This is a genomic window from Shewanella sp. SG41-4 (assembly GCF_014164505.1).
Taxonomy (GTDB): Bacteria; Pseudomonadota; Gammaproteobacteria; order Enterobacterales; family Shewanellaceae; genus Shewanella.
In genome coordinates, this window is sequence record NZ_JACJFI010000058.1 from 1 (window position 1) to 18,500 (window position 18,500).

Annotated in this window: 29 protein-coding genes; 11 read left to right on the plus strand and 18 right to left on the minus strand. The window is 40.1% G+C overall.

Annotated features, from left to right (window positions below):
* The first annotated feature begins 216 nt into the window (after positions 1 to 216).
* Positions 217 to 1,128 (plus strand): lipoprotein NlpI, encoded by a 912-nt coding sequence (gene nlpI / locus H5202_RS07795; protein ID WP_182771588.1) that lies wholly within the window; start codon positions 217 to 219, stop codon positions 1,126 to 1,128.
* A gap of 350 nt (positions 1,129 to 1,478) precedes the next feature.
* Positions 1,479 to 2,684: a tyrosine-type recombinase/integrase gene (locus H5202_RS07800; RefSeq protein ID WP_182771589.1), complete on the plus strand. Its 1,206-nt coding sequence runs from the start codon at positions 1,479 to 1,481 to the stop codon at positions 2,682 to 2,684.
* Here the strand turns inward: H5202_RS07800 and H5202_RS07805 are convergent.
* From H5202_RS07805 to H5202_RS07885, 18 genes are all read right to left on the minus strand, one after another.
* The gene (locus H5202_RS07805) at positions 2,681 to 2,896 is read right to left on the minus strand and encodes a helix-turn-helix transcriptional regulator (protein WP_182741651.1); all 216 of its coding nucleotides are present in this window, start codon (positions 2,894 to 2,896) and stop codon (positions 2,681 to 2,683) included. The two genes, H5202_RS07800 and H5202_RS07805, sit on opposite strands and share 4 nt — an antisense overlap.
* Entirely contained in the window at positions 2,889 to 3,092 is a 204-nt protein-coding gene (locus tag H5202_RS07810) for a hypothetical protein (RefSeq protein ID WP_182771590.1), read from the minus strand. Before H5202_RS07810 ends, H5202_RS07805 begins: the two co-directional genes overlap by 8 nt.
* Positions 3,092 to 3,217 (minus strand): hypothetical protein, encoded by a 126-nt coding sequence (locus H5202_RS24195; protein WP_259397234.1) that lies wholly within the window; start codon positions 3,215 to 3,217, stop codon positions 3,092 to 3,094. The genes H5202_RS07810 and H5202_RS24195 overlap by 1 nt, the downstream gene beginning before the upstream one ends.
* A gap of 8 nt (positions 3,218 to 3,225) precedes the next feature.
* Positions 3,226 to 4,731 carry a DNA cytosine methyltransferase gene (locus H5202_RS07815; protein WP_182771591.1) on the minus strand — a complete coding sequence of 502 codons (1,506 nt, stop codon included), beginning with the start codon at positions 4,729 to 4,731 and terminating at the stop codon, positions 3,226 to 3,228.
* Positions 4,728 to 4,970: a hypothetical protein gene (locus tag H5202_RS07820; RefSeq protein ID WP_182771592.1), complete on the minus strand. Its 243-nt coding sequence runs from the start codon at positions 4,968 to 4,970 to the stop codon at positions 4,728 to 4,730. The genes H5202_RS07815 and H5202_RS07820 overlap by 4 nt, the downstream gene beginning before the upstream one ends.
* Positions 4,967 to 5,914 (minus strand): phage N-6-adenine-methyltransferase, encoded by a 948-nt coding sequence (locus H5202_RS07825; protein WP_182771593.1) that lies wholly within the window; start codon positions 5,912 to 5,914, stop codon positions 4,967 to 4,969. The genes H5202_RS07820 and H5202_RS07825 overlap by 4 nt, the downstream gene beginning before the upstream one ends.
* On the minus strand, positions 5,911 to 6,300 hold the full coding sequence (locus tag H5202_RS07830) for a hypothetical protein (RefSeq protein ID WP_259397235.1): 390 nt from the start codon (positions 6,298 to 6,300) through the stop codon (positions 5,911 to 5,913). Before H5202_RS07830 ends, H5202_RS07825 begins: the two co-directional genes overlap by 4 nt.
* Positions 6,297 to 6,611 carry a hypothetical protein gene (locus H5202_RS07835; protein ID WP_182771594.1) on the minus strand — a complete coding sequence of 105 codons (315 nt, stop codon included), beginning with the start codon at positions 6,609 to 6,611 and terminating at the stop codon, positions 6,297 to 6,299. The genes H5202_RS07830 and H5202_RS07835 overlap by 4 nt, the downstream gene beginning before the upstream one ends.
* Positions 6,608 to 6,940 carry a hypothetical protein gene (locus H5202_RS07840; protein ID WP_182771595.1) on the minus strand — a complete coding sequence of 111 codons (333 nt, stop codon included), beginning with the start codon at positions 6,938 to 6,940 and terminating at the stop codon, positions 6,608 to 6,610. Before H5202_RS07840 ends, H5202_RS07835 begins: the two co-directional genes overlap by 4 nt.
* On the minus strand, positions 6,940 to 7,308 hold the full coding sequence (locus H5202_RS07845; RefSeq protein ID WP_182771596.1) for a hypothetical protein: 369 nt from the start codon (positions 7,306 to 7,308) through the stop codon (positions 6,940 to 6,942). The genes H5202_RS07840 and H5202_RS07845 overlap by 1 nt, the downstream gene beginning before the upstream one ends.
* A complete protein-coding gene (locus tag H5202_RS07850) occupies positions 7,305 to 7,994 on the minus strand; it encodes a hypothetical protein (protein ID WP_182771597.1) in 690 nt (229 codons plus the stop codon). The genes H5202_RS07845 and H5202_RS07850 overlap by 4 nt, the downstream gene beginning before the upstream one ends.
* A 21-nt stretch (positions 7,995 to 8,015) precedes the next feature.
* Entirely contained in the window at positions 8,016 to 8,195 is a 180-nt protein-coding gene (locus H5202_RS24200; protein WP_259397236.1) for a hypothetical protein, read from the minus strand.
* A 158-nt stretch (positions 8,196 to 8,353) separates the two neighbouring features.
* A complete protein-coding gene (locus tag H5202_RS07860) occupies positions 8,354 to 8,539 on the minus strand; it encodes a hypothetical protein (protein ID WP_182771598.1) in 186 nt (61 codons plus the stop codon).
* On the minus strand, positions 8,532 to 8,888 hold the full coding sequence (locus tag H5202_RS07865; protein WP_182741638.1) for a hypothetical protein: 357 nt from the start codon (positions 8,886 to 8,888) through the stop codon (positions 8,532 to 8,534). The genes H5202_RS07860 and H5202_RS07865 overlap by 8 nt, the downstream gene beginning before the upstream one ends.
* Positions 8,889 to 9,859: 971 nt before the next feature.
* The gene (locus tag H5202_RS07870) at positions 9,860 to 10,906 is read right to left on the minus strand and encodes a hypothetical protein (RefSeq protein ID WP_182771599.1); all 1,047 of its coding nucleotides are present in this window, start codon (positions 10,904 to 10,906) and stop codon (positions 9,860 to 9,862) included.
* A 473-nt stretch (positions 10,907 to 11,379) separates the two neighbouring features.
* Positions 11,380 to 12,114, minus strand: coding sequence for an endonuclease (locus H5202_RS07875; RefSeq protein ID WP_182771600.1), 735 nt, complete (start codon positions 12,112 to 12,114; stop codon positions 11,380 to 11,382).
* Between the two features lie 245 nt (positions 12,115 to 12,359).
* A complete protein-coding gene (locus H5202_RS23950) occupies positions 12,360 to 12,767 on the minus strand; it encodes a superinfection immunity protein (protein ID WP_220493801.1) in 408 nt (135 codons plus the stop codon).
* A gap of 29 nt (positions 12,768 to 12,796) precedes the next feature.
* A complete protein-coding gene (locus H5202_RS07885; protein WP_259397238.1) occupies positions 12,797 to 13,522 on the minus strand; it encodes a helix-turn-helix transcriptional regulator in 726 nt (241 codons plus the stop codon).
* A gap of 106 nt (positions 13,523 to 13,628) precedes the next feature.
* Here H5202_RS07885 and H5202_RS07890 point away from each other — a divergent pair, with 106 nt between their 5' ends.
* The 9 genes from H5202_RS07890 (at position 13,629) to H5202_RS07935 (ending at position 18,466) form a co-directional block, all read left to right on the plus strand.
* Positions 13,629 to 13,847 carry a Cro/CI family transcriptional regulator gene (locus H5202_RS07890; protein WP_182771602.1) on the plus strand — a complete coding sequence of 73 codons (219 nt, stop codon included), beginning with the start codon at positions 13,629 to 13,631 and terminating at the stop codon, positions 13,845 to 13,847.
* A gap of 17 nt (positions 13,848 to 13,864) precedes the next feature.
* Positions 13,865 to 14,431 (plus strand): phage regulatory CII family protein, encoded by a 567-nt coding sequence (locus tag H5202_RS07895; protein ID WP_182771603.1) that lies wholly within the window; start codon positions 13,865 to 13,867, stop codon positions 14,429 to 14,431.
* Positions 14,428 to 14,643, plus strand: coding sequence for a hypothetical protein (locus H5202_RS07900; RefSeq protein WP_182771604.1), 216 nt, complete (start codon positions 14,428 to 14,430; stop codon positions 14,641 to 14,643). Before H5202_RS07895 ends, H5202_RS07900 begins: the two co-directional genes overlap by 4 nt.
* 124 nt (positions 14,644 to 14,767) lie before the next feature.
* Positions 14,768 to 15,685, plus strand: a complete 918-nt coding sequence (locus H5202_RS24205) for a replication protein (protein WP_259397237.1) — start codon at positions 14,768 to 14,770, stop codon at positions 15,683 to 15,685.
* Positions 15,686 to 15,687: 2 nt separating this feature from the next.
* Positions 15,688 to 16,428: an ATP-binding protein gene (locus H5202_RS07915; RefSeq protein WP_182771605.1), complete on the plus strand. Its 741-nt coding sequence runs from the start codon at positions 15,688 to 15,690 to the stop codon at positions 16,426 to 16,428.
* A 102-nt stretch (positions 16,429 to 16,530) separates the two neighbouring features.
* Positions 16,531 to 16,731 carry a hypothetical protein gene (locus tag H5202_RS07920; protein WP_182771606.1) on the plus strand — a complete coding sequence of 67 codons (201 nt, stop codon included), beginning with the start codon at positions 16,531 to 16,533 and terminating at the stop codon, positions 16,729 to 16,731.
* Positions 16,732 to 16,734: 3 nt separating this feature from the next.
* On the plus strand, positions 16,735 to 17,232 hold the full coding sequence (locus H5202_RS07925; RefSeq protein WP_182771607.1) for a hypothetical protein: 498 nt from the start codon (positions 16,735 to 16,737) through the stop codon (positions 17,230 to 17,232).
* A 48-nt stretch (positions 17,233 to 17,280) separates the two neighbouring features.
* The gene (locus H5202_RS07930) at positions 17,281 to 17,874 is read left to right on the plus strand and encodes a hypothetical protein (RefSeq protein WP_182771608.1); all 594 of its coding nucleotides are present in this window, start codon (positions 17,281 to 17,283) and stop codon (positions 17,872 to 17,874) included.
* Complete coding sequence (locus H5202_RS07935; RefSeq protein WP_182771609.1) at positions 17,867 to 18,466, plus strand: hypothetical protein; 600 nt, start codon at positions 17,867 to 17,869, stop codon at positions 18,464 to 18,466. The genes H5202_RS07930 and H5202_RS07935 overlap by 8 nt, the downstream gene beginning before the upstream one ends.
* Positions 18,467 to 18,500 lie beyond the last annotated feature (34 nt).

The following is an 18,500-nucleotide window of genomic DNA, read 5'->3' on the forward strand; positions in this document are numbered from 1 at the left end:
GAAGTGGATCGTCAAGGTCGTGTAAGACTATCAATTAAAGAAGCTCAAGCGAAAGAAACTGCTGAGTAATGTAATTTAAAGGCTTAACGACAAAAAAGGAGATCATTTGATCTCCTTTTTTTTATCTATAAAAAAATAATCTGTAATGTGCATGGCTCTTAGATTGCCAGATTGCTATGATATTGAATATTAATAGAACCTGATAAGGTAAAGCGGATGGAATGTAAACTACGCACCACAATCGTTGCCGTTGTTGTCGGTGCAAGTATGTTGTTGTCAGGGTGTGCTGCAACGTTAGGTTCAAATGATAATACTGCAGGGCAGATGATTGTTGCTCCTGTCATGCCTGACTATAAGTTGGAAGTGACACTGGCAAAGCTAAATGAAATTTTGGCTACCATGGAGTTAACTGACGAGCAACGTGCACGTTTTCATTACGATCGTGGGGTCATTTACGACAGTGTGGGATTGCGTTTACTTGGCCGAATCGATTTTCATCAAGCATTAAAATTACAACCCGATCTAGCCGATGCGTATAACTTTCTTGGTATTTATTACACTCAAGAAGGTGAGTTCGACAGTGCTTATGAAGCATTTGATGGTGTTCTTGAATTGTCACCAAACTATGACTATGCCTTTTTAAATCGTGGTATTGCATTATATTATGGCGAACGTTTTGAATTAGCCGTTAATGATATGAAAGCTTTCTATGATCGTGATCCTAGTGACGGTTATCGAGTTTTGTGGCTGTATTTGATGTCTTCATCTATTGATAGCAAGCTGGCCTTAGCTGATCTTGGGATACAGCGTCAGCAGTTAAAGGATCAAGATTGGGCCAGTGTGTTAGTCGATTTTTATTTAGGTAAGATCAATCAAGAACAAGTATTTGCAGCTGCGAAAGAAGGCTTGTCTCAGCCAAAAGAATATGCCGAACGTTTATGTGAAGCGTATTTCTACTTAGCTAAACACGCAGCTGAAAATGGCCAATATCAGCAAGCTGCTAATTTTTATCGTTTAACGCTAGCCACCAATATTTATGATTTTGTTGAGCATCGCTATGCGAGAATTGAATTAGCTAGAATGAAAAATATGATTCTTCAGTCCAGCGATTTGCCATCGAAAAGCTAAAAAACACTTTGCCTAGCCAATTCTACCGATAGGCGCTATAATTTGCGCCTTTTTTAGCGGCTAGTGCAAGGTTAACATGTCAGGCAATAAAGTTGAGGTCGACAAGCGTCGTACCTTCGCCATCATTTCGCACCCAAACGATAGCCACTAAGTCAGCCAACGCCAGTTTAAGACAAAATCCTACGTAAGCCCCTTATTTATCAGTGTTTATAGTTAATTCGCAAAGACAACCTGAGACAAAGAAAGCCCATCTAAGCCAGCAAAAATGTGTACAAATTTGCGTACAAAATTGTACTATACAAGCTTAATGATAAAAAGTTTGTACACAAAGCTGGTTAAAAGGTTATGGCATGGCGCTTTCAGACACATGGTTAAAGTCAATTTTATCTAAAGATCACGATAAGGCTTTTGAAAAAGCAGATCGCGATGGTTTAAGTGTGAGAGTGTCACCAAAAGGCAAGATCACGTTTCAAATTAGATATCGTTATGTAGGTAAAGCAAGTAGGGTAGATTTAGGCTCTTATCCATCATTAGGGCTTAAAGATGCCAGGATAGAATGCGCGAGATTGCGTGCAGAGCTAGAGAAAGGTTACAACCCTAAAGTTGTAAAAGTAACGGAGAAGAATGCAATTATTACTGCGATCACAGTAAGCAAACTTTTTTATGATTGGTATGAGAGTTACTGTGCTGAGAATAAAGTCGGCCATTTTGAAGTGAAGCGTTCTTTTGAATTACACATACTCCCTAAGATTGGCAAAATACCTGTAGATCAAATACTGTTAAAGACTTGGCTAGAAATTATTGAAAATAAGTCAAAGAAAACACCTGCTATTGCTCACAGATTGCTGACTAACGCCAAACAAATGCTCAAGTGGGGCGCTAAACGCCGCATGATAAGAGAAAATGTGTTAAATGACATAAGTCCTCGAGCAGATTTAAATATCAATAAGAATGTTGGTTCACGCTCATTTAACGATAATGAAATAAAGCTTTTTTTATTAGCATTAAATCACTCGCGTATCGCGCATAAAAACAAATTATTTCTCAAGCTATGCTTAGTACTTGGTTGTCGAAATGGAGAGCTTAGGCTGGCTAAAAAGTCTGATTTTGATATGGTGAAAATGGTATGGACAGTTCCACCTGAAAATCATAAAACAGGTAAAACAACAAACAAACCTTTAGTAAGACCTATTATTCCTCAGATTGTACATTTCATTGAAGAAGCTATGTTGTTAAGCGATAGCGACTATTTATTTAATAACGCTGGCACAAATGAGCCTATGGGTCGATCTGCTCCATTATCTTTGCCTTACAATATCAATCAATGGTTACGCAAAAACATGGATTTTGATATGCCACATTGGTCAGTCCATGATTTACGAAAAACAGCAAGAACAAACCTTTCAACATTAACAGAGCCACACATTGCCGAGATAATACTTGGACATAAGTTACCAGGCCAGTGGCAGGTTTATGACCATCATGCGTATTTGAGTGAGCAGGGTGTGGCGTATTCTGCATGGTTTGATCGCTTAACTACCATTGAAAATGATTAAGCAGCACTATTCATTCGACTAAGTTCCCACGATTCTACATCATCTATAGCCCAGAGATTCGGGCTACCAGCTGCAAGTAGTCTTGGTTGTGGGAATGGATATTCCTCTCTTTTCATCCAGCGGAATATTGTTCTTGTTGAGCAGTTGTAGCGTTCAGCTAAATGTTTAGTGTTCCAATAGCCTTTTGCTGCTACCGATGTTGATTTATTCATGGTTACCTCCAATCAGATCTGCTTTTACTTGATTCTCTAATAGTTTTATTACTGCTTGTTCACGACCATGTACTGTTGACAAGTCAAACTCAGGTCTTCGGCTTAATTGCTCAATTTGATTCTTGAGTTCATTATTTTGCTTGGTTAACAACGCCACTTCATGTCGTGCTTGGTTGAGCATTTTATTCATTGACATTATTTACCTTCCTTGGCCAATTTTTCGGCTAACGCTTTCATAAATTGTTGACATGAATAGACTCGATCTCGGGGCTGGCTATACCACTGGCTTAGTGCTTTTCTAATGACTTCTGATTCTTTCATGCTTATTCCTATGCCGCTTTGGCGGTGTTAATGCAAAGATCTGGAAGATTTGCACGGACAAGGGCTTCGGCAAACTGCGGCGGTACGCTGTTACCACATCTTGCAACCTGTTGGGTCTTGTTAGTTTTCCCGCTATATCCATCGATAATGTAGTCAGATGGAAAACCTTGTAAGCTGAAAAGTTCGCGCGCGGTTAGCATTCTTATGCCTATATCGATGATCACCATGGTTTTGTTGTTCCATGTGACTGTCACTAGCGCGATTCGGTCTTTGGTTGTTATGGTTGCTAGCGGGTCATCTAACGAACTCCACTGCCCACCACTTGAGTAGTAACGCATTAGGAATGCACTAACTTGTACTGCTCCAGCCTCTTGTTCGGCAGTTAACCCGCTTTCACCTGGCGCAACCATAGTTAGCCTTACCTCAGCATGATGTGTACCACCTGCGGTAATAGTTGGCATTAGATCATTTAATGAGGTTGGTTTGACATTTTTACGCAAGTGCACCATAAATGGGGCGACTAAAGAAAATGCACCTCCTTTAGGTGATGCAGTAATAGTTTTAAGCGGTTTATTAATGCTATAGCTGCGCTTACTTGACCAATTTGCTATCTCGACAATAAATGGATTAGGGTTTTCTAGTACATGCTTAATTGTACCAATAGCAATACGTTCTAAGGTTGCGTCAGCCAGTGGACGTTTAACCTTCAAACCTTGTTCTTTTGCCATTTCTTTAGTTAAAAATATACTGTGGCAAGGTAATGAAAAGTCGATTTTATCGGCAGCTGTTACCCACGGTTTTAATTCACCGGATAGCACTCTTGGGTCATGTGGTGCTGCGTGAGTCTTTTTTGGCCAAATTATTGGCTGTTTATCACAACGTGCGATCATGAATAGGCGCTTACGTATTGTTGGGGCACCATAGTCACAGGCCCTTAGTTCTTTAAACTCAACTTTGTATCCTCTACCTTTTATCAGCTTAGTAGTATCAATCAATCCTAATGTATCCACACATTCAGCTATAGATGGGTGATCTGCTTCTATGCCTGTGCTTAACATGCTTACAAATGCATTAAAGGTTTCGCCTTTTCGCTCAGGATCTGGCTGCATTTCACCCGTTACTGGACATTCAATTAATGGACCCCATGTTTTAAATTCTTCAACGTTTTCTAGCATCATCACACGGGGGCGAACTTTCAACGCCCAGCGAACAGCAACCCAAGCTAATCCGCGAATTTCTTTTTTAACTGGTTTGCTTCCTCTAGCTTTACTGAAATGCGTGCAGTCAGGTGAGAACCATGCTAAATCAACTGGCTTACCCGCAGTGGCTTGCACTGGGTCAATATCAAATACTGATTCACAATAATGTAATGTGTCGGGGTGATTCGCTGTATGCATCGCAATTGCATCTTGATCATGATTATCAGCAATATCAACACTACGTCCAATCGCCCATGCAATACCGGTACTAGCACCTCCACCGCCGCAAAAGTTATCAACAATTAATCCATTCATGCTGCTTTCCCTTGTATGCGTAGTTTTGAATCAGCGGTGCTGGCAAAGAGCTCTGCATCAGCTTGGGTAAAGTCGCTAACTTCAATGGCGTTGTAGGTTTTACACATGCCCCAACCGCAATAGTTGTTTGGCTTGTATGTCACTTCAACTTGCGGTTGATCAGCCATAAGCGTGAAGAATGGATCTGATATTGTGACAACCCCTTGTTTGGTGCTGAATGTTTTGGTTACCTTATTCATGCTGCATCTCCCATTGGTTCGCACTGAACTAACATTGTGTTTAGCTCTGCTATGATTTGACTTGGGCGCATCTTTTCGAGCAGTCTTTTATTTGCGAGCTCTAATAAGACATGAGCACGATGATCATTGTGTTTGTTCGGGTTTGCTTTAAAACATTCCTCTACGATGTAACGCACTTCACTTGGCCATTTAGTTGTAGCCGGTTCGGTTTCAGCATCTTTGGCAATGAGCTGTTCGATATCGATTTGTTCACCTATTTCGGTATCGTCTTGGATGATTTCGACAGTATTTTTGATTGTTGTAGCGGTCGGTGTGTGAAAAGCCGCTACATTGATAATTTCTAACATGACTTGACCATCACGTAATAAGTCATCTCTGTTGATGTAACTCATACGTTCACCACGCCAATCCTTATCGAATATAGCAATTGCGCAAGCAAATCCTGCACTTGATGCTGATTGGGTTTTGTTAGCTGGTTTAAACCAAGCTGGAAGATCAAAACTGATGCGGCCGCGAATGAAGCAAACGTGATTGGCATCTTCTGGCCACCAAACTTCGCTGGTTGCTGACTTTATGAGATAAATTACTTTGGCACCTTTGTCGCGCTCAAGTCGTGTTTTATCAATGATGTTACGCATACCTGTAATAGCTTGTTTGTCATCGTAGCTTGAGCGCGAATAAGGTGGGTTAGCAAAACCTTTGCAACCATTCAGGTCTTTTGCCCAGTCTTGAATCAGAGCGTTATCCTCTACTGTGTAGTAGTTAGCACATTTGTTATTTTCACCATCGCTGAATATATCGAGTACAAAGGGACCAAACTTTGCGAATACTCCCCAAAACAACGCTGGAGGCGTTTGCCACTGATCACCCACTTCTTTTAAGTAATGAGTTGGCCGAGCTTTTAGTTCGGCTAATGATTGTGCGTATTGGCTGGTGGCCTTCATAATGCTGACTCTCTATGAATAATTTTATGCATTTCAGCTTCTAAACTTTCATTTATACCGCTAGCATTAAGATAATCGGCTGCTCGAATAACTAAGTCTTCTAACTCAGAAATTCTCGATTCTGCAGCGGATAACTTAGCCATTTGCTTTTGCCAATCCATAGCTTTGACGCTTTCAATGACAGCGGCAGTTTTTTCGAGTTTCTTTTGGTTGCGTACGAAGTTTGAAAGCTCAATTTTATGACGCGCTGTACAACGTTCTGCTGGTAATGACGTTGTGTAATACAGCTTTAATGCGGCGATAACTTCTGGTGATCTAATGCGGGTAAGAGACAGAATGGATTCAATTCGGTTTATTGATTCAAAGCCTGGGAGGAGGTAGTTCATGCTGCACCGCCTTGTGAAATCATTGCTACATTACCAATCCATGTTAATTTCTTCGGGTTAAATGATTTGTTAAACCGACGAATTATTGGCTCGTGTGATTCGACTCCATTGATTGATTTTTTATGGATATCGAGCATGTCACCAAACCCAGTGAAATAAGCCATGTAGTAATACCTACTTTTGGCTTGACCAGAAGTTCCAGTAGGGCGTCTAACAATTTTGAAAGGCTTTATTTCATAAAGTCCGCATTCAAATGAGTATGAAAACTCTTTTTGTATAACTTTGTTAGCTATATGCAAGTTAACTATCATGCTGCACCGCCATTACTACTTTTAGTTGATGCCTGGGCTTTATTCCATATAGCCATAAAGTCACTAAACAAAGCTTCAGGATCATCTTCATAACCCCATGTAGTGATATTTTTGCCATTGACGTAAATCTCAAGTAACCCATCATCAGGTGTCGCAACCCAAGTTAACTTGTTGCCATAATCATCAGTGAAAGAACCTTGGTTGTTTTCAGTTTCGATTAAATCGTGGCAATCTTCGCAAAGCATAGATTTAAATTCATTGGGGTGACTAACCATGTCGTTTAGTTCAACGACATTCCCGCAATGCGGGCAGGGTGTTGGCATATCCATTACGCTAAATCCTCGATGCTAATACCTAACTCTAGGGCTAGTTTGATGTCTTCAGAACGGCGTCTTGCTGCGGCTTTTGTTTTTGCTTGATCACTAATGGCTTTATTGATTACTTTGCGGTCGCGGTATTCAGTGTCGTCGTTGATGATGCCATTGAAGCAATTGCGACTTTTTAACTGGCCATCCCATTCAATGTCTGCTTTGGTCACTGTTGGTTGTTGCACAACAGGTTTTGAGTTAGTGACTTTCAACACGGCAGGCTTTTTTTGTTTAGGCTGATAGGTTCCGCGCTTTTGCTCGAGGATCCGCTCACGGTTCGCCTGGTAGTAGGCTCGCGCTGCTATTTGCTTTTGAGTGAGTTGGCTCATGCTGCAACCCCTTGTTGTAGTTGCCCAGCTTCACGACCGCACTCTAAAACGAACTCAGGTACATTAAGTGGCGACTTCTCCAAGCGCGCAGGCATTATCAGCGCGACTACTTCACGGTTTAGCCCTGCAACTACTAAAATTGCATCATTAGAGCTATAAAGATAAACAGATACAGCGCCATATTTTTGCATCGATGTAAGCTTGTTTAAGCCAGTTAGATAATGAGTGTTAAGGCCGATATTTTTCGTTGGTTTTGGTTCGCCTAGACTTTTAAATAACCGGCTAGCCACTGGACATTGATCATCTATTGGCTTAATGAATTCGATGTAACTGACAAACTCACCATCATCTAAGATACTTTCATCTAAAGGGAATTCGCTGTATTCAATAGAGTTAACTAGAGCTTTTCCTTTAATTATGATGATATTTTTTGATGAAAAAATGCCACGACCTTTTTTCTTTGATGCCGACAACAAGCCTTTGCTAATTGGGAATATGTACTCACCATCACTGAATCCTTCTTTATCGTGAATAGTGACTAAACGGTGCCCATCTGTTGCCGTTAATACCACGCCCTGTCCTGAGTGTGGCTTGACGTGGAACCCGTTCAAGCAGTAACGCATGTCACCTTTCCCCATAAATTCATAAAGCATTTCTAAATATTGGTTGTTAAACAATATATTCATAATCGCTGCTCTCTTCGATTGTTAGCCTATGTAAGTTGACCATTCCAAAACTTCTTTTTTTGTTTTTGGGTTAATGGCGCCTGTTGGTTTTCGGTATCTAATTTCAATATCACGGCACTGTTCTTGTGCTTTGGTTAGCTCTGCGTATTGCTGAGCTAAACGTGGGGTCGATAAGCTGTGACTTAGCTTTTGTGCTTTCATTTTGGCAAACAGTTCATCACGGGTTTTCGCTAGCTTTTTTTGGTATTCATCAATAGTTAGCTCTCGTCTATTTGGATAAGTACCTGTGAATCTGCTGCATTTTTTATCTGCTGCTTTTTTAACTAATGTTTCGCTTACTCAGAATACAAAAAACATAGCTAAGCCCTCATTAACCGCGACGATTGATGTTGCTGGTGGATTGCAGTTAATCGCGTTTTGGTCACCATAAAACCTGACTTTAATCTTATTAGTCGGTTTCGATGTTCAGGAAAGTCGCTGATCATCTGCTCCATTTCAGCTAGCTTCTTGTCGCACCATTCCAACGTTGCGGGTTGTTTACTCATGACCCACCTCTGCTGCAATAAGTTGTCTATTCTTCCAGTCGCTTATTCTGTTACTGATGTGTATCACTGGCTTTTCTTGCTGTTTTAATCTGAATAAAAGCACTTTATTCACGCAATTCACTCTCATACTGCTTATTTCATTTAACTGACCGGTGAACTCAATAAAGTTTATTTTGAACACCTCAGTGCATGTGTTGCTTTTTAAGTACTGCTCAAGCTCTGTTGCACGTTGGCGAACGGTAGGGCACTTCATTAGATTCGGCATTAATGCGAGGCGACACGCCATGCCAAGATTCATTATCAGTTTTGCTTCTGTTACTGATTTACTTTCTTGATAGTTAGTTTCCATACATTCCTCGCATTAAATGGTTAGTTAGAACAAATCGAATGGGATTAATTTGGCAATAAGTTGAATAATTAAGTCGATAAAATCGGGTTGCTGGCTGTTTATAACAAACATGGTTTACCTGCCTGGTTGATGAACGTGTTTGGTTTTATCGCTACCACTCGTGTCGATTGCTTTTTTAGTGCAAGTGACAAATGGCAGCTGTAAAACCTACTCAGCGAATTTCTGTCCTCCATCGCTGAACACTTGGAGTGACCTAGTACTGTCTTGGTACCGTAATCAGTTACGGCACCAAGGCGGTGTTTAGTCGTTCATGGTTCTGATTGTTAAAGAGCGGATTAGTATTTCTGTGAGACAGTATCTAATCAATGAACAAATGTTAGTTTACTAACTATTGAGTGTCAATCAGTAAAGTTAGAAAACTAACATTTTGTTTGTTTTCTTGATTCTTGAAAGATTGGGTACAGGATGTGGGTTATAAATGAATAGGGTGGGAAGTGTATTCTTTGGGGGGCGTATATGTATGGGAGGAATTACAGGCTGTGACAGCAAGTTTTCAGGCATAAAAAAACCGCCGAAGCGGTTTTTAGTATGGTTGTATATAAATCTATGTTAGTTGAAGTGGCCTATCATTAAGTCGTTTTTTATCTGCTATTTCAGATTGTTGATGCTAAATGTGTAAGACAATAATTGTAGTTTGATAAAAATTAAGGTTGTCATGAACGGTAATAACTCAATAGTTTGATAAATTATCATAGGACAAATTTAATTTTTTGATAATAAAGCTTGATCACTTTTAAAACACTTTTGGACAGAAGCGTGTTAGTGCCTAAGATCTAACACTCACTATTCGCATTATGATAAGTATGGTGAATTTAGATTAACTCTGCCATAACCGGTCTGGGTTCGCTGGCGGCTTTTTTTGCGTAAGCGAAAAAGGTGACAGCGTACCCAAATCCGCGTTGATTGCCTTGTTATAACAATTGATCTCCACAGCAATAATGGTAACTCAGCCCACTACCACAAAAGCAGTTTACTAGCTTGTTTCCAGTCTTAATATTCTTTAGAACCAATAAGTTACCATTTTTATCTACAGGGCCGTCATATGAATCCCAGACCAGAACTGGGCGACCTTTTATTTTTTCCATGAATTCGGCTGGAGGATTAGGGTTTGCTACTATTATCTGAGCCGATTTTGGCAAAGATTCAATAATTGCATCTATCTCTGGTCTATCACATGGAAAATACGATATTCCGATAAAGACGCAATGAGTACAAACTACTAATTCTTCATTGAATAATTTGTTCGCTCGTGCAACCCATTGGTAATTTGTGTATTTACTTGCTTCGTTCGGTATTATACAAAGCGGTTGAGAGCGAGGATAAACTAGATTATCTCGATCCAATCTAATTATTTGAGAGTCGTTCAAATCAACAAAATTAGTTAATGGGTAAGATGCGGAATATGAGATGCTATTTGGGGCTATTTCAAAATCAACGGAACCATGAGGTTTAACTAAAGGAATTCCGTATCCATGGTGATTGATTTGTAATGAAAAATATTGTTTCTTGAGATCATCAAATATCGACTCTAAAAGAAGATCATAGTTTAGGGATATGGCAGATCGTATCTCATTATTGTGTAGCTTTATCCAATTGTACCAAGGCCAAGCCCTATGGCTTTTTAAAATACGCATTTGTTCTAAAGCATATATAGAAAAAGCTATGGTCAAGAAATGACGAGCTTCTAACGGCGTAATAAATACGTCAATGTTATGCTCTTCACATACATTTTTATTAAGAGCTTTCGCGAAAATCTCAAAATCAGAGACAGATTGATATCGTTCAGCTAATACTTTTAACCTAGGCAGACTGTCTAAAAATGCATTACCGGCTGACGGACAAGAAATATTCCAAGAAATTGGTTCCTGCGTATTCCACTCGCGAGCCAAACCGCTAAAGTGACCGAAACTCATGGATAATCCATTTCCTACAACTAACGAAATCTTCGGCTTACTCATCTATTTCCAAAATTGTTATAACAGCTTATTGAACGGCTCGTCAAATAAAGTCGGCAGCTTAAGTTATTGATTAATATCATCCTACATTTACTATGTCGTTGATGTAAAGCGATAAATCATTCTCAAAACCCAGAAACAAACTGAGGTTGCCTAAATAAAGTGTTCATAAAATCACTAATTTAATTTATTTATTATAAAATCAATAGCTTAAGTTTACCCATATAATTTCACTTACCACTTCAGGCTTATTTATTGAGCTATTTTATTAAAATTAAGCCAAAACGCATTATAACTGTATATAAAACCAGCTCATTAGATTATGCAATCTAGCAAGTAAATAATGGTCTCTGTAGAAGTGCAATATCGATTAACTTTTGTATGGAAAACGAAGGCAAGCACTGTTAAATAGAGCTTTGGTTCTAACCAACTTTGGGGCATAAATGAGGTAGCTGTTTGTTAAAATAACCTGCAAATCAGCTTGTGCATCGACTATCTACAATTTTATTTGCATTACCTTGAAGCTTTTCAATACGTTTAGAACGTTTACACTCCCATCTAGTAACAGGATCTTGTTTGTCCCAAACTTGCATTAATTGACTTTGTTGCTTACTCATTTTGTATTTAGGATAAGTCTGTTCCATATACATATATGTTCGAGCGATAATGCCACGAGCTCCTGCAGGAGGTTGTGCCTTGCGATCATCAATTCGCATGTCGCAACTACCAAAATCAGACTTCGCAGATGGCAGCATAGTAAAGTTATAGTTACTACGTAGCGCATTGACGGCACCAATAGCAGGGAAAAGATTGTGCATATCGGCCTGCATATATCGATACTCTGTATTCATCTTCTCAGCACATTTTCTTCCCTTAAACGGCTTTCCTTTGCTATTAACACATTCGTTATGACCATCACGCCATTCGCTAAAAGCACGGCCAAAGTTCTCGGCTGGAACCACATGTTCCCATTCAACTTTTTTAGCTCTTTTTAAATGAATAGTAGTAACAAAACCTTCTGGAGCTTCAATGTTCTTTTTATCATCAAAATTAGCCCCACAGTAAATAGTCACTCGATGGTCTTGGTATACCTGGCGTTCAAGTATCTTTTTGGCTTTACTGAATGAATCGTTAGATATATTGCCTTCTGCAACGGCTGCAAAGCTAAAAATCAGAAGTGTTAGGGGAAGTATAATCTTAGAAATAGTCATAAATAAATATCTTAGAAATAGAGTAGCTAGATAATGCCTTACTTTTAGTATCTATACCAAACCGACGGATAATTTGACTCATTTGGGGGCAGAAATATGTTAGTCCTTAACCCGTTTCCTCACCAAATGAAGCTGTTTATGATCATCTATACTAAAATGCGTATCTAATGCTAAGTTGTGATCGGAGAGGACCATTGATTAATTATTTATATCTATAAATGCATTAGAGTTTCCACCAAGCTTAGTCATATTTCACTGCCACAGTGTTTACACTTTATTGCTGCAATTAATATATCTTCTGCACAAAATGGGCATTGCTTTGTTTCTTTAGATTTTATAATTCTTGACGGCCTAGGAGTATTTTCGGCAGCCACTCTTATAGGGTCATGGCTTTTAATTGCCCATACCAATGCCGCGACCCAACCGAGAAGAGTCCAACCTAGAAAGAGGTTAAGTGCAAAAATAGAATAAAAGTTTGGCTGTTTATTGATGTAGGCTTCATACATTGGAAAGAAGTATAGGATGATAGCAAATAAAAAAAACAGATAAGATACAAGTATCCCAAAATCATTAAGCTTACCAACGGGTAGTTGGCCTAACTGGTAGGTAAACCCGGTTAACAACAGCAGTATCAATAGCCTTACAATAAACATACAAAATCCTTTTTCATGTTTTGATAAACTTAATTATTCCAAACGTTTAGTACTGACCACCAAAAAACCCACCCTATTATATTGATGTCTTGCATCTTTTCTGGTTGGATAAACTCGTCTGGGAACTCATCATTGTTATAGCTTTTAATGCGAACGCCACCACCAGGTAGGCGATAGAGCATTTTAACTCGCAGCATTCCATCGTGATCGACAGCGTACATCTCACCATCAATAATAGTCTTTTTACTCGTATCAATGCCAACAGTAGTTCCATGGCGAAGCACTGGAAGCATGCTATTTCCTGCAACTGTGACGCACGCCGCATTTTGCGGATCAACGTGACTCTTTTTCAGCGTAGATTTGGCAAAGCGTAATTTATAACCATGGTTTTCTTGTACAAATGTAGATCCATCACCTGCAGCTAATTCAACTTCCCTAAAAAAAGGCAGTGCCACCTCGTCATCCCTTAATGGTGTATTGCTATCCCATAGCTCAAAACCTGCATGCCACTCTGCATTAGGTTCATTTGGTGCACTTGTTACGTCTTCACCATTTAGCAACCATTCAGGGGTGCAATCGAGTGTTTTACTTAAATTTATAAGGTTTATACCTTTTGGGGTATTCATCCCTAATTCCCACTGAGTAATAGAGCTAGGCGTTATTTTCAAAGCTGTAGCAATACTCTTTTGAGTTAGCTTAAGTTCTTTTCTTCGACGCTTAATTCTATCGCCAAGCAATTCAGTTTGGTAACTCATGAGCGCCTCTATATTAGTTAAATATTTATAGTTAGTAATCTTACATTTATTTTGCATTAGAAACCTTTTGTTGGTAATGTTAGAAAACTAACTTTATGGAGCTATTATGAAAACGTCTGATGCGGTTTCTTTTTTCAAGACTAAGACTAACTTGGCAAAAAAACTCGGGATTACACATTCGTCTGTTTGCCAGTGGGGCGAAGAAGTGCCTGAGTTGCGAGCGTTTCAAATTGAGCGACTAACAAATAGCGAGCTTACGGTTCATCCAACCAAAGCAATTGAATCAGCTCCCTCTCACAAAATTGACGTTTCTAGTCGTTGTTAAGAAGGATATACACACTGATGACAACTCGCACATTAAAGCGCAAAACCCTTTCATGTACTGATCCTCTCTATGCGGCCCATGCGCTGGGTCATGAGTTCGGTGTTGATAAGTTAGCTAACACGCTGTTTCAACAACCTGGAGTGATGTACAACAAATTAAACCCAGAGAACGACAGTAATCATTTGTACTTGCGTGATGCTGTTCACCTTACCGATATTGCTAATGACGACCGGATATTAAGTGCATGGTGTAGTCAGCGTGGCGGGGTATTTGTAAAGCTACCAGAGGCCGTTAATTGCGATGAAGAGTTAAGTGATCAGCTGCTTAAAATTAGTGAGCAAATGGGCATGGCGTTAGCTGAAATTAGAGCATCACGGGCTGATGGCGTGATTACTCATGATGAATTTGAATCTATTGGGCGCGAGTTAACCAATACCGTTCGTGAGGTGTTGTCACTAAAGGCAGTCGTAAGCAGCCAAGTGCGTGAATTGCCAACATCTAACCAAGCGACTACCGCAAAACTCAATACCGTGAAATTCAACCCCGGCATTAATTCAGATGTTTCAGTCAAGGTGACCGCATGAGTGATGCTGCCGATGATGCCGCTAAAGAAGCCGATCTTCATTTTGCCGCTGCATTACAAGTGCGTAAGCCTGTATTGCCATTCAATGGGTTTTGTCATTACTGCATTGAGCCTGTTGGGCCTAATAGTCATTTTTGTGATGCCGATTGCCGTCATGACCATGAACGATTAGTGATAAACGGGAAACTGCGTCGATCAACTCAAATCACTTAAGTGATAAGTATTCATCTGTAAGTTGGCTGTCGAATTCGTGACTTTAATTGATTTATAACTAACAAAAAAATAAGAAAGCCCACTAGAGCTGTGGAGGCCGTGGGCTTAATACCGTAGAGGTTTAATGATGTTACAAAGAACAGCTGATTGCGTCAATAGCGATGTGAATAGCAATGTAGTGCCGTTTAGGCCAGTTGCTGATAGTAATAATGAGTGTGAGCGGGGTGTCGTTGTGAAAGCAGACTTGGATGATGGTTATTTACGACTGTCTAACACGCTGGTGGACAAGCTCTGCATGACAAAATTGAGCGATAGAGAAAGCCGTGTATTGCTATCAGTGATACGCAGAACCTATGGCTTTGGTAAAGCGCTTGATTGGATATCGTATAGCCAAATTGAAGAGATGACAGGCATTGATGCAAACAATATTTCTCGTATTGCTGGTGGCCTTTTAAAGCGTAATATTTTAATTAAAGAGGGCAAAAAGTTAGGCATTAATAACATTGTGTCAGAGTGGGAAGGTAAACCTGAACTCACTAAAAAGCCTAAACTCGCTAACATATCCGACCTGTCTAAACAGACAGTAAAACCTGTCGATTTGAACAATGGCACTGTCAGTTTAGACAGTAAAACCTGTCAATATAGACCCCCACAAAAGAAAGACAATACTACAAAAGAAAGACAAAAAGATATTTGTGCTAAATCGTCGTTTAATGACTTTTTTAAAGTATACCCCATTCACCGCAAGGGTGGATCTGATTCAGCCGCCTGGACTGCATGGAAATCTGAAAAACTAACTGATCAAGATTGTAAAACCGCCATTGAGTGGTTAGCCCAAGCAGCACAGCGGGACCCAAGCTGGGGCGTTAATGCTTCAGGTCAATTCGTACTCGGTGTTACTAAGTTTATTAGAACTAAAACATGGCTGACGCCGCTTCCTCAAGTTGTTAATCGACAAGTTAACCCTTTGCACACTCCTGCACATAGTGTTGATCACAATCCATACGCTGACTTTGCTAACGATTTTAATACGGAGCTATGAACATGAATTCGACGCCTTCAGTGTCAACTGAGCTACACCGTTTATTAAAAAAAATGGGCTGCCCAGAAAATGTTAAACCGTTTGATCGCGAGCTTATTGCTGCTGAGAAACGTCAGTCTGAGATTGCTTCTGCTGCTGCTCACCAGCAACGTGTCATTGAAAAGTTGATGGGTTCGAGTGGGTTGAATACTCACTTTTTAGAATGCACGTTTGATAATTATGTGATTGAAAATGATGAACAGCGCCGAGTCGTTGATATTGCCAAGCGTTATGTTGATAAGTTTGATGAGTTATTGGCAACCGGAAAAGGCTTTTTGTTTTTGGGTACGCCAGGCACGGGCAAAAATCATTTAGCCAGCGCGATGGCCAATGCGCTAATGCGCAAACGTTACTCTGTGGTGTTGATCAGCGTTATGGATTTGTTTGCCAGGTTGCGTATGTCTTACAGCGATAAATCGTTAACCGAGGAAAAGCTGATTGCTGAATTTATGAAACCCCAGCTACTGGTAATTGATGAGCTTGGCTTACAACGTGGTAGCGCCGATGAAGTGCTTTGGTTAACTCGGATTATCGATAAACGCTTATACGGTCGTAGACCAACAGGGTTTATTACCAACCTAAACCAAAAGGCGTTGCACGAGCTGCTCGGTGAACGTGGTTACCAACGTGTTCAAGATGCGGTGAGTGTTGCAGTGCCATTTAACTGGCCTAGTTACAGGGGGCGTAAAAAGAATGGCGCTTAAACAACTCAGCGAAAATTCCCCTGATTTTTACAGTGGGATTAAAGAAGTTAAATCGCCTACACCAAAAAAGAACCGCATAGGTTAGAGCGCAAGGATTACCCGTTGTTTTGGAGTGGTGAGAAAAATGCCGAAGGCAAAACAGATATTGTTTGGATATTAAAGAAAATGCGGGTTATCCCCGCATCGATGAAGCATCAAGTTTCAGAAAAGTATGAGTCATTATTTTTAAGCGACAAAGTGAATGGTAGAAAATTAGCCAACACGTATTTACATGATATAGCCAATAAGTTCAGGGGTGTTTAGTTTATGAAAATAGGTATAGACCCTGATTTGACGAAAAGTGGTGTGGCCTTAGTGGTTAATGGAAAAATTTTATTTCTTAAGAGTCTTGGGTTTAGTGAATTGATTGCTTATGTGGTGGGTTTAGATAATCAACAAGGCTTGGTGACGGTACTACTTGAGGATGTGGATAACAAAAAGCCTGTTTTCCCTAAGCGGCTAAAGCAGGCTAATAAAGGACAAAGCCCATTGTTGCAGTTTGTTGGCCACGCACCCAGCCAAAGCGGGTCCGCGGCTAAAGTGAATATGAGCATTGCAGAAGACCTGGGCAAAGTGAAAGCCACTGCCAGATTAATAAAAGAACTGCTAGAAGATAATGGTGTAACGGTAAAGCTAGTTAAACCACTGCGTGGGCCTATAAAAGCAGCCAAAAAGAATAGTGCCTATTTTAATAAGATAACAGGTTGGACTGGGCGCAGTAATGAAGATACCCGTGATGCAGCATTGATTGCATTGTTCGGCTAGTTATCTGTTATTTCAACGCTAAAGCTTGTGCTTAATAAGGATTTTTAGATGGTATCAATTGAGCGATTATTTTGTTTGATTTCACCTAAGTCGCTCGATATCGCGGCCGTTATGGGTGGGTTTGGTGTGTTTAGTAAAGATGACGCAATAGGGGTTATTGCTATGATCCAAGGTAAATTTCCGATTGGTGCCAGAGTATTAGAAACCAGAGTGAATGATGATATCGATATGAAAAACACTCTGATTTCAGCATTGTCGGCAAGGTTTGTTACTGAAAATTTAAAGCCAAAAGCGGCGAATGCCTTGGCGTTGATGGTTATTTCCGAAGTATGTAATTCAAGAACCTGCAAAGCGTGTAATGGCACTGGGTACCGATTACCTCGTCGTTATGATGCATACAGTGGCTGCCCTAATTGTGCTGGCACCGGTGTGAGATTAAACACGACAAATAATCTAGCCGGTACGTTTTCGTCAATGGTGAATGTTTTGGTTACCCAGGAGCAATTTAGCAAAGTGTTTTATGATCTATATATGGATGCTGTTGATGATTTGTATAACCAAGTGAATGCCGCTGAGCGCTATGGGTACCAAATACTGAACATTATTAAAAATGAGCATTTTGGAGTCGCTAGTAATGATTAATACTGTTAAGGACCTTGTTGTTCGACTTAACGTAGAGGCTGAGCATCTTGAGTCTATTGGCTGTCATGAGGCTGCTTGTGGGGTGCATTCATCGATTAGAGTTATTCAGGATGAGCTTGATGATCATAGCGCTATTGGCAACGCCGATAGTCATAGAATTGAACCGCTAGAGCGATTAAATACTAGATTAATAAACGCTCTGGCTCGTCAGTCAACAGCCATGCAACGGTTTAATCATTACTGCAAAGAGGGCATTTTATCTACATCACAATTTCACCAACTGGTGCAAAGTAACAAAGCCATTAAAACAAAAATAAGGCTTTTACCACGTTGCCCGGTATGTAATGGGGCGGGTAATACTAAGCCGCTGTTTTATGTTTATGAATGTGACTCTTGCGGCGGTACCGGTATTAATTTAGCCAATACCACAGAGCTCGTACGCTTACAGCAAGCCATTATTCATGGGGAGTTCGATTTGATTGAAAAGCTAGTTGCTGCGCTGTTTAAATGTGGGTTAGCCGATGCAGACAGAGCAGCTCTATCCGTTGCAAACTTTTACGACAATAGTGCCAATAACCTGAGGTTAGATTGATGACAGTTGCCACAATCCAATTTACCGACTCAGC

What these genes read in the sequence shown, in the direction of transcription:
- H5202_RS07925 (WP_182771607.1), top strand. Translation starts at nt 16,735, where the DNA reads ATGAAAATAGGTATAGACCCTGATTTGACGAAAAGTGGTGTGGCCTTA.
- H5202_RS07850 (WP_182771597.1), bottom strand. Translation starts at nt 7,994, where the DNA reads ATGAATATATTGTTTAACAACCAATATTTAGAAATGCTTTATGAATTT.
- H5202_RS07915 (WP_182771605.1), top strand. Translation starts at nt 15,688, where the DNA reads ATGAATTCGACGCCTTCAGTGTCAACTGAGCTACACCGTTTATTAAAA.
- H5202_RS24205 (WP_259397237.1), top strand. Translation starts at nt 14,768, where the DNA reads ATGATGTTACAAAGAACAGCTGATTGCGTCAATAGCGATGTGAATAGC.
- H5202_RS24195 (WP_259397234.1), bottom strand. Translation starts at nt 3,217, where the DNA reads ATGAAAGAATCAGAAGTCATTAGAAAAGCACTAAGCCAGTGGTATAGC.
- H5202_RS07845 (WP_182771596.1), bottom strand. Translation starts at nt 7,308, where the DNA reads ATGAGCCAACTCACTCAAAAGCAAATAGCAGCGCGAGCCTACTACCAG.
- H5202_RS07825 (WP_182771593.1), bottom strand. Translation starts at nt 5,914, where the DNA reads ATGAAGGCCACCAGCCAATACGCACAATCATTAGCCGAACTAAAAGCT.
- H5202_RS07935 (WP_182771609.1), top strand. Translation starts at nt 17,867, where the DNA reads ATGATTAATACTGTTAAGGACCTTGTTGTTCGACTTAACGTAGAGGCT.
- H5202_RS07895 (WP_182771603.1), top strand. Translation starts at nt 13,865, where the DNA reads ATGACAACTCGCACATTAAAGCGCAAAACCCTTTCATGTACTGATCCT.
- H5202_RS07835 (WP_182771594.1), bottom strand. Translation starts at nt 6,611, where the DNA reads ATGATAGTTAACTTGCATATAGCTAACAAAGTTATACAAAAAGAGTTT.
- H5202_RS07875 (WP_182771600.1), bottom strand. Translation starts at nt 12,114, where the DNA reads ATGACTATTTCTAAGATTATACTTCCCCTAACACTTCTGATTTTTAGC.
- H5202_RS07800 (WP_182771589.1), top strand. Translation starts at nt 1,479, where the DNA reads ATGGCGCTTTCAGACACATGGTTAAAGTCAATTTTATCTAAAGATCAC.
- nlpI (WP_182771588.1), top strand. Translation starts at nt 217, where the DNA reads ATGGAATGTAAACTACGCACCACAATCGTTGCCGTTGTTGTCGGTGCA.
- H5202_RS07810 (WP_182771590.1), bottom strand. Translation starts at nt 3,092, where the DNA reads ATGTCAATGAATAAAATGCTCAACCAAGCACGACATGAAGTGGCGTTG.
- H5202_RS07865 (WP_182741638.1), bottom strand. Translation starts at nt 8,888, where the DNA reads ATGGAAACTAACTATCAAGAAAGTAAATCAGTAACAGAAGCAAAACTG.
- H5202_RS07840 (WP_182771595.1), bottom strand. Translation starts at nt 6,940, where the DNA reads ATGGATATGCCAACACCCTGCCCGCATTGCGGGAATGTCGTTGAACTA.
- H5202_RS07885 (WP_259397238.1), bottom strand. Translation starts at nt 13,522, where the DNA reads ATGAGTTACCAAACTGAATTGCTTGGCGATAGAATTAAGCGTCGAAGA.
- H5202_RS07860 (WP_182771598.1), bottom strand. Translation starts at nt 8,539, where the DNA reads ATGAGTAAACAACCCGCAACGTTGGAATGGTGCGACAAGAAGCTAGCT.
- H5202_RS07900 (WP_182771604.1), top strand. Translation starts at nt 14,428, where the DNA reads ATGAGTGATGCTGCCGATGATGCCGCTAAAGAAGCCGATCTTCATTTT.
- H5202_RS07870 (WP_182771599.1), bottom strand. Translation starts at nt 10,906, where the DNA reads ATGAGTAAGCCGAAGATTTCGTTAGTTGTAGGAAATGGATTATCCATG.
- H5202_RS07930 (WP_182771608.1), top strand. Translation starts at nt 17,281, where the DNA reads ATGGTATCAATTGAGCGATTATTTTGTTTGATTTCACCTAAGTCGCTC.
- H5202_RS07815 (WP_182771591.1), bottom strand. Translation starts at nt 4,731, where the DNA reads ATGAATGGATTAATTGTTGATAACTTTTGCGGCGGTGGAGGTGCTAGT.
- H5202_RS24200 (WP_259397236.1), bottom strand. Translation starts at nt 8,195, where the DNA reads ATGAAAGCACAAAAGCTAAGTCACAGCTTATCGACCCCACGTTTAGCT.
- H5202_RS07820 (WP_182771592.1), bottom strand. Translation starts at nt 4,970, where the DNA reads ATGAATAAGGTAACCAAAACATTCAGCACCAAACAAGGGGTTGTCACA.
- H5202_RS23950 (WP_220493801.1), bottom strand. Translation starts at nt 12,767, where the DNA reads ATGTTTATTGTAAGGCTATTGATACTGCTGTTGTTAACCGGGTTTACC.
- H5202_RS07805 (WP_182741651.1), bottom strand. Translation starts at nt 2,896, where the DNA reads ATGAATAAATCAACATCGGTAGCAGCAAAAGGCTATTGGAACACTAAA.
- H5202_RS07890 (WP_182771602.1), top strand. Translation starts at nt 13,629, where the DNA reads ATGAAAACGTCTGATGCGGTTTCTTTTTTCAAGACTAAGACTAACTTG.
- H5202_RS07830 (WP_259397235.1), bottom strand. Translation starts at nt 6,300, where the DNA reads ATGAACTACCTCCTCCCAGGCTTTGAATCAATAAACCGAATTGAATCC.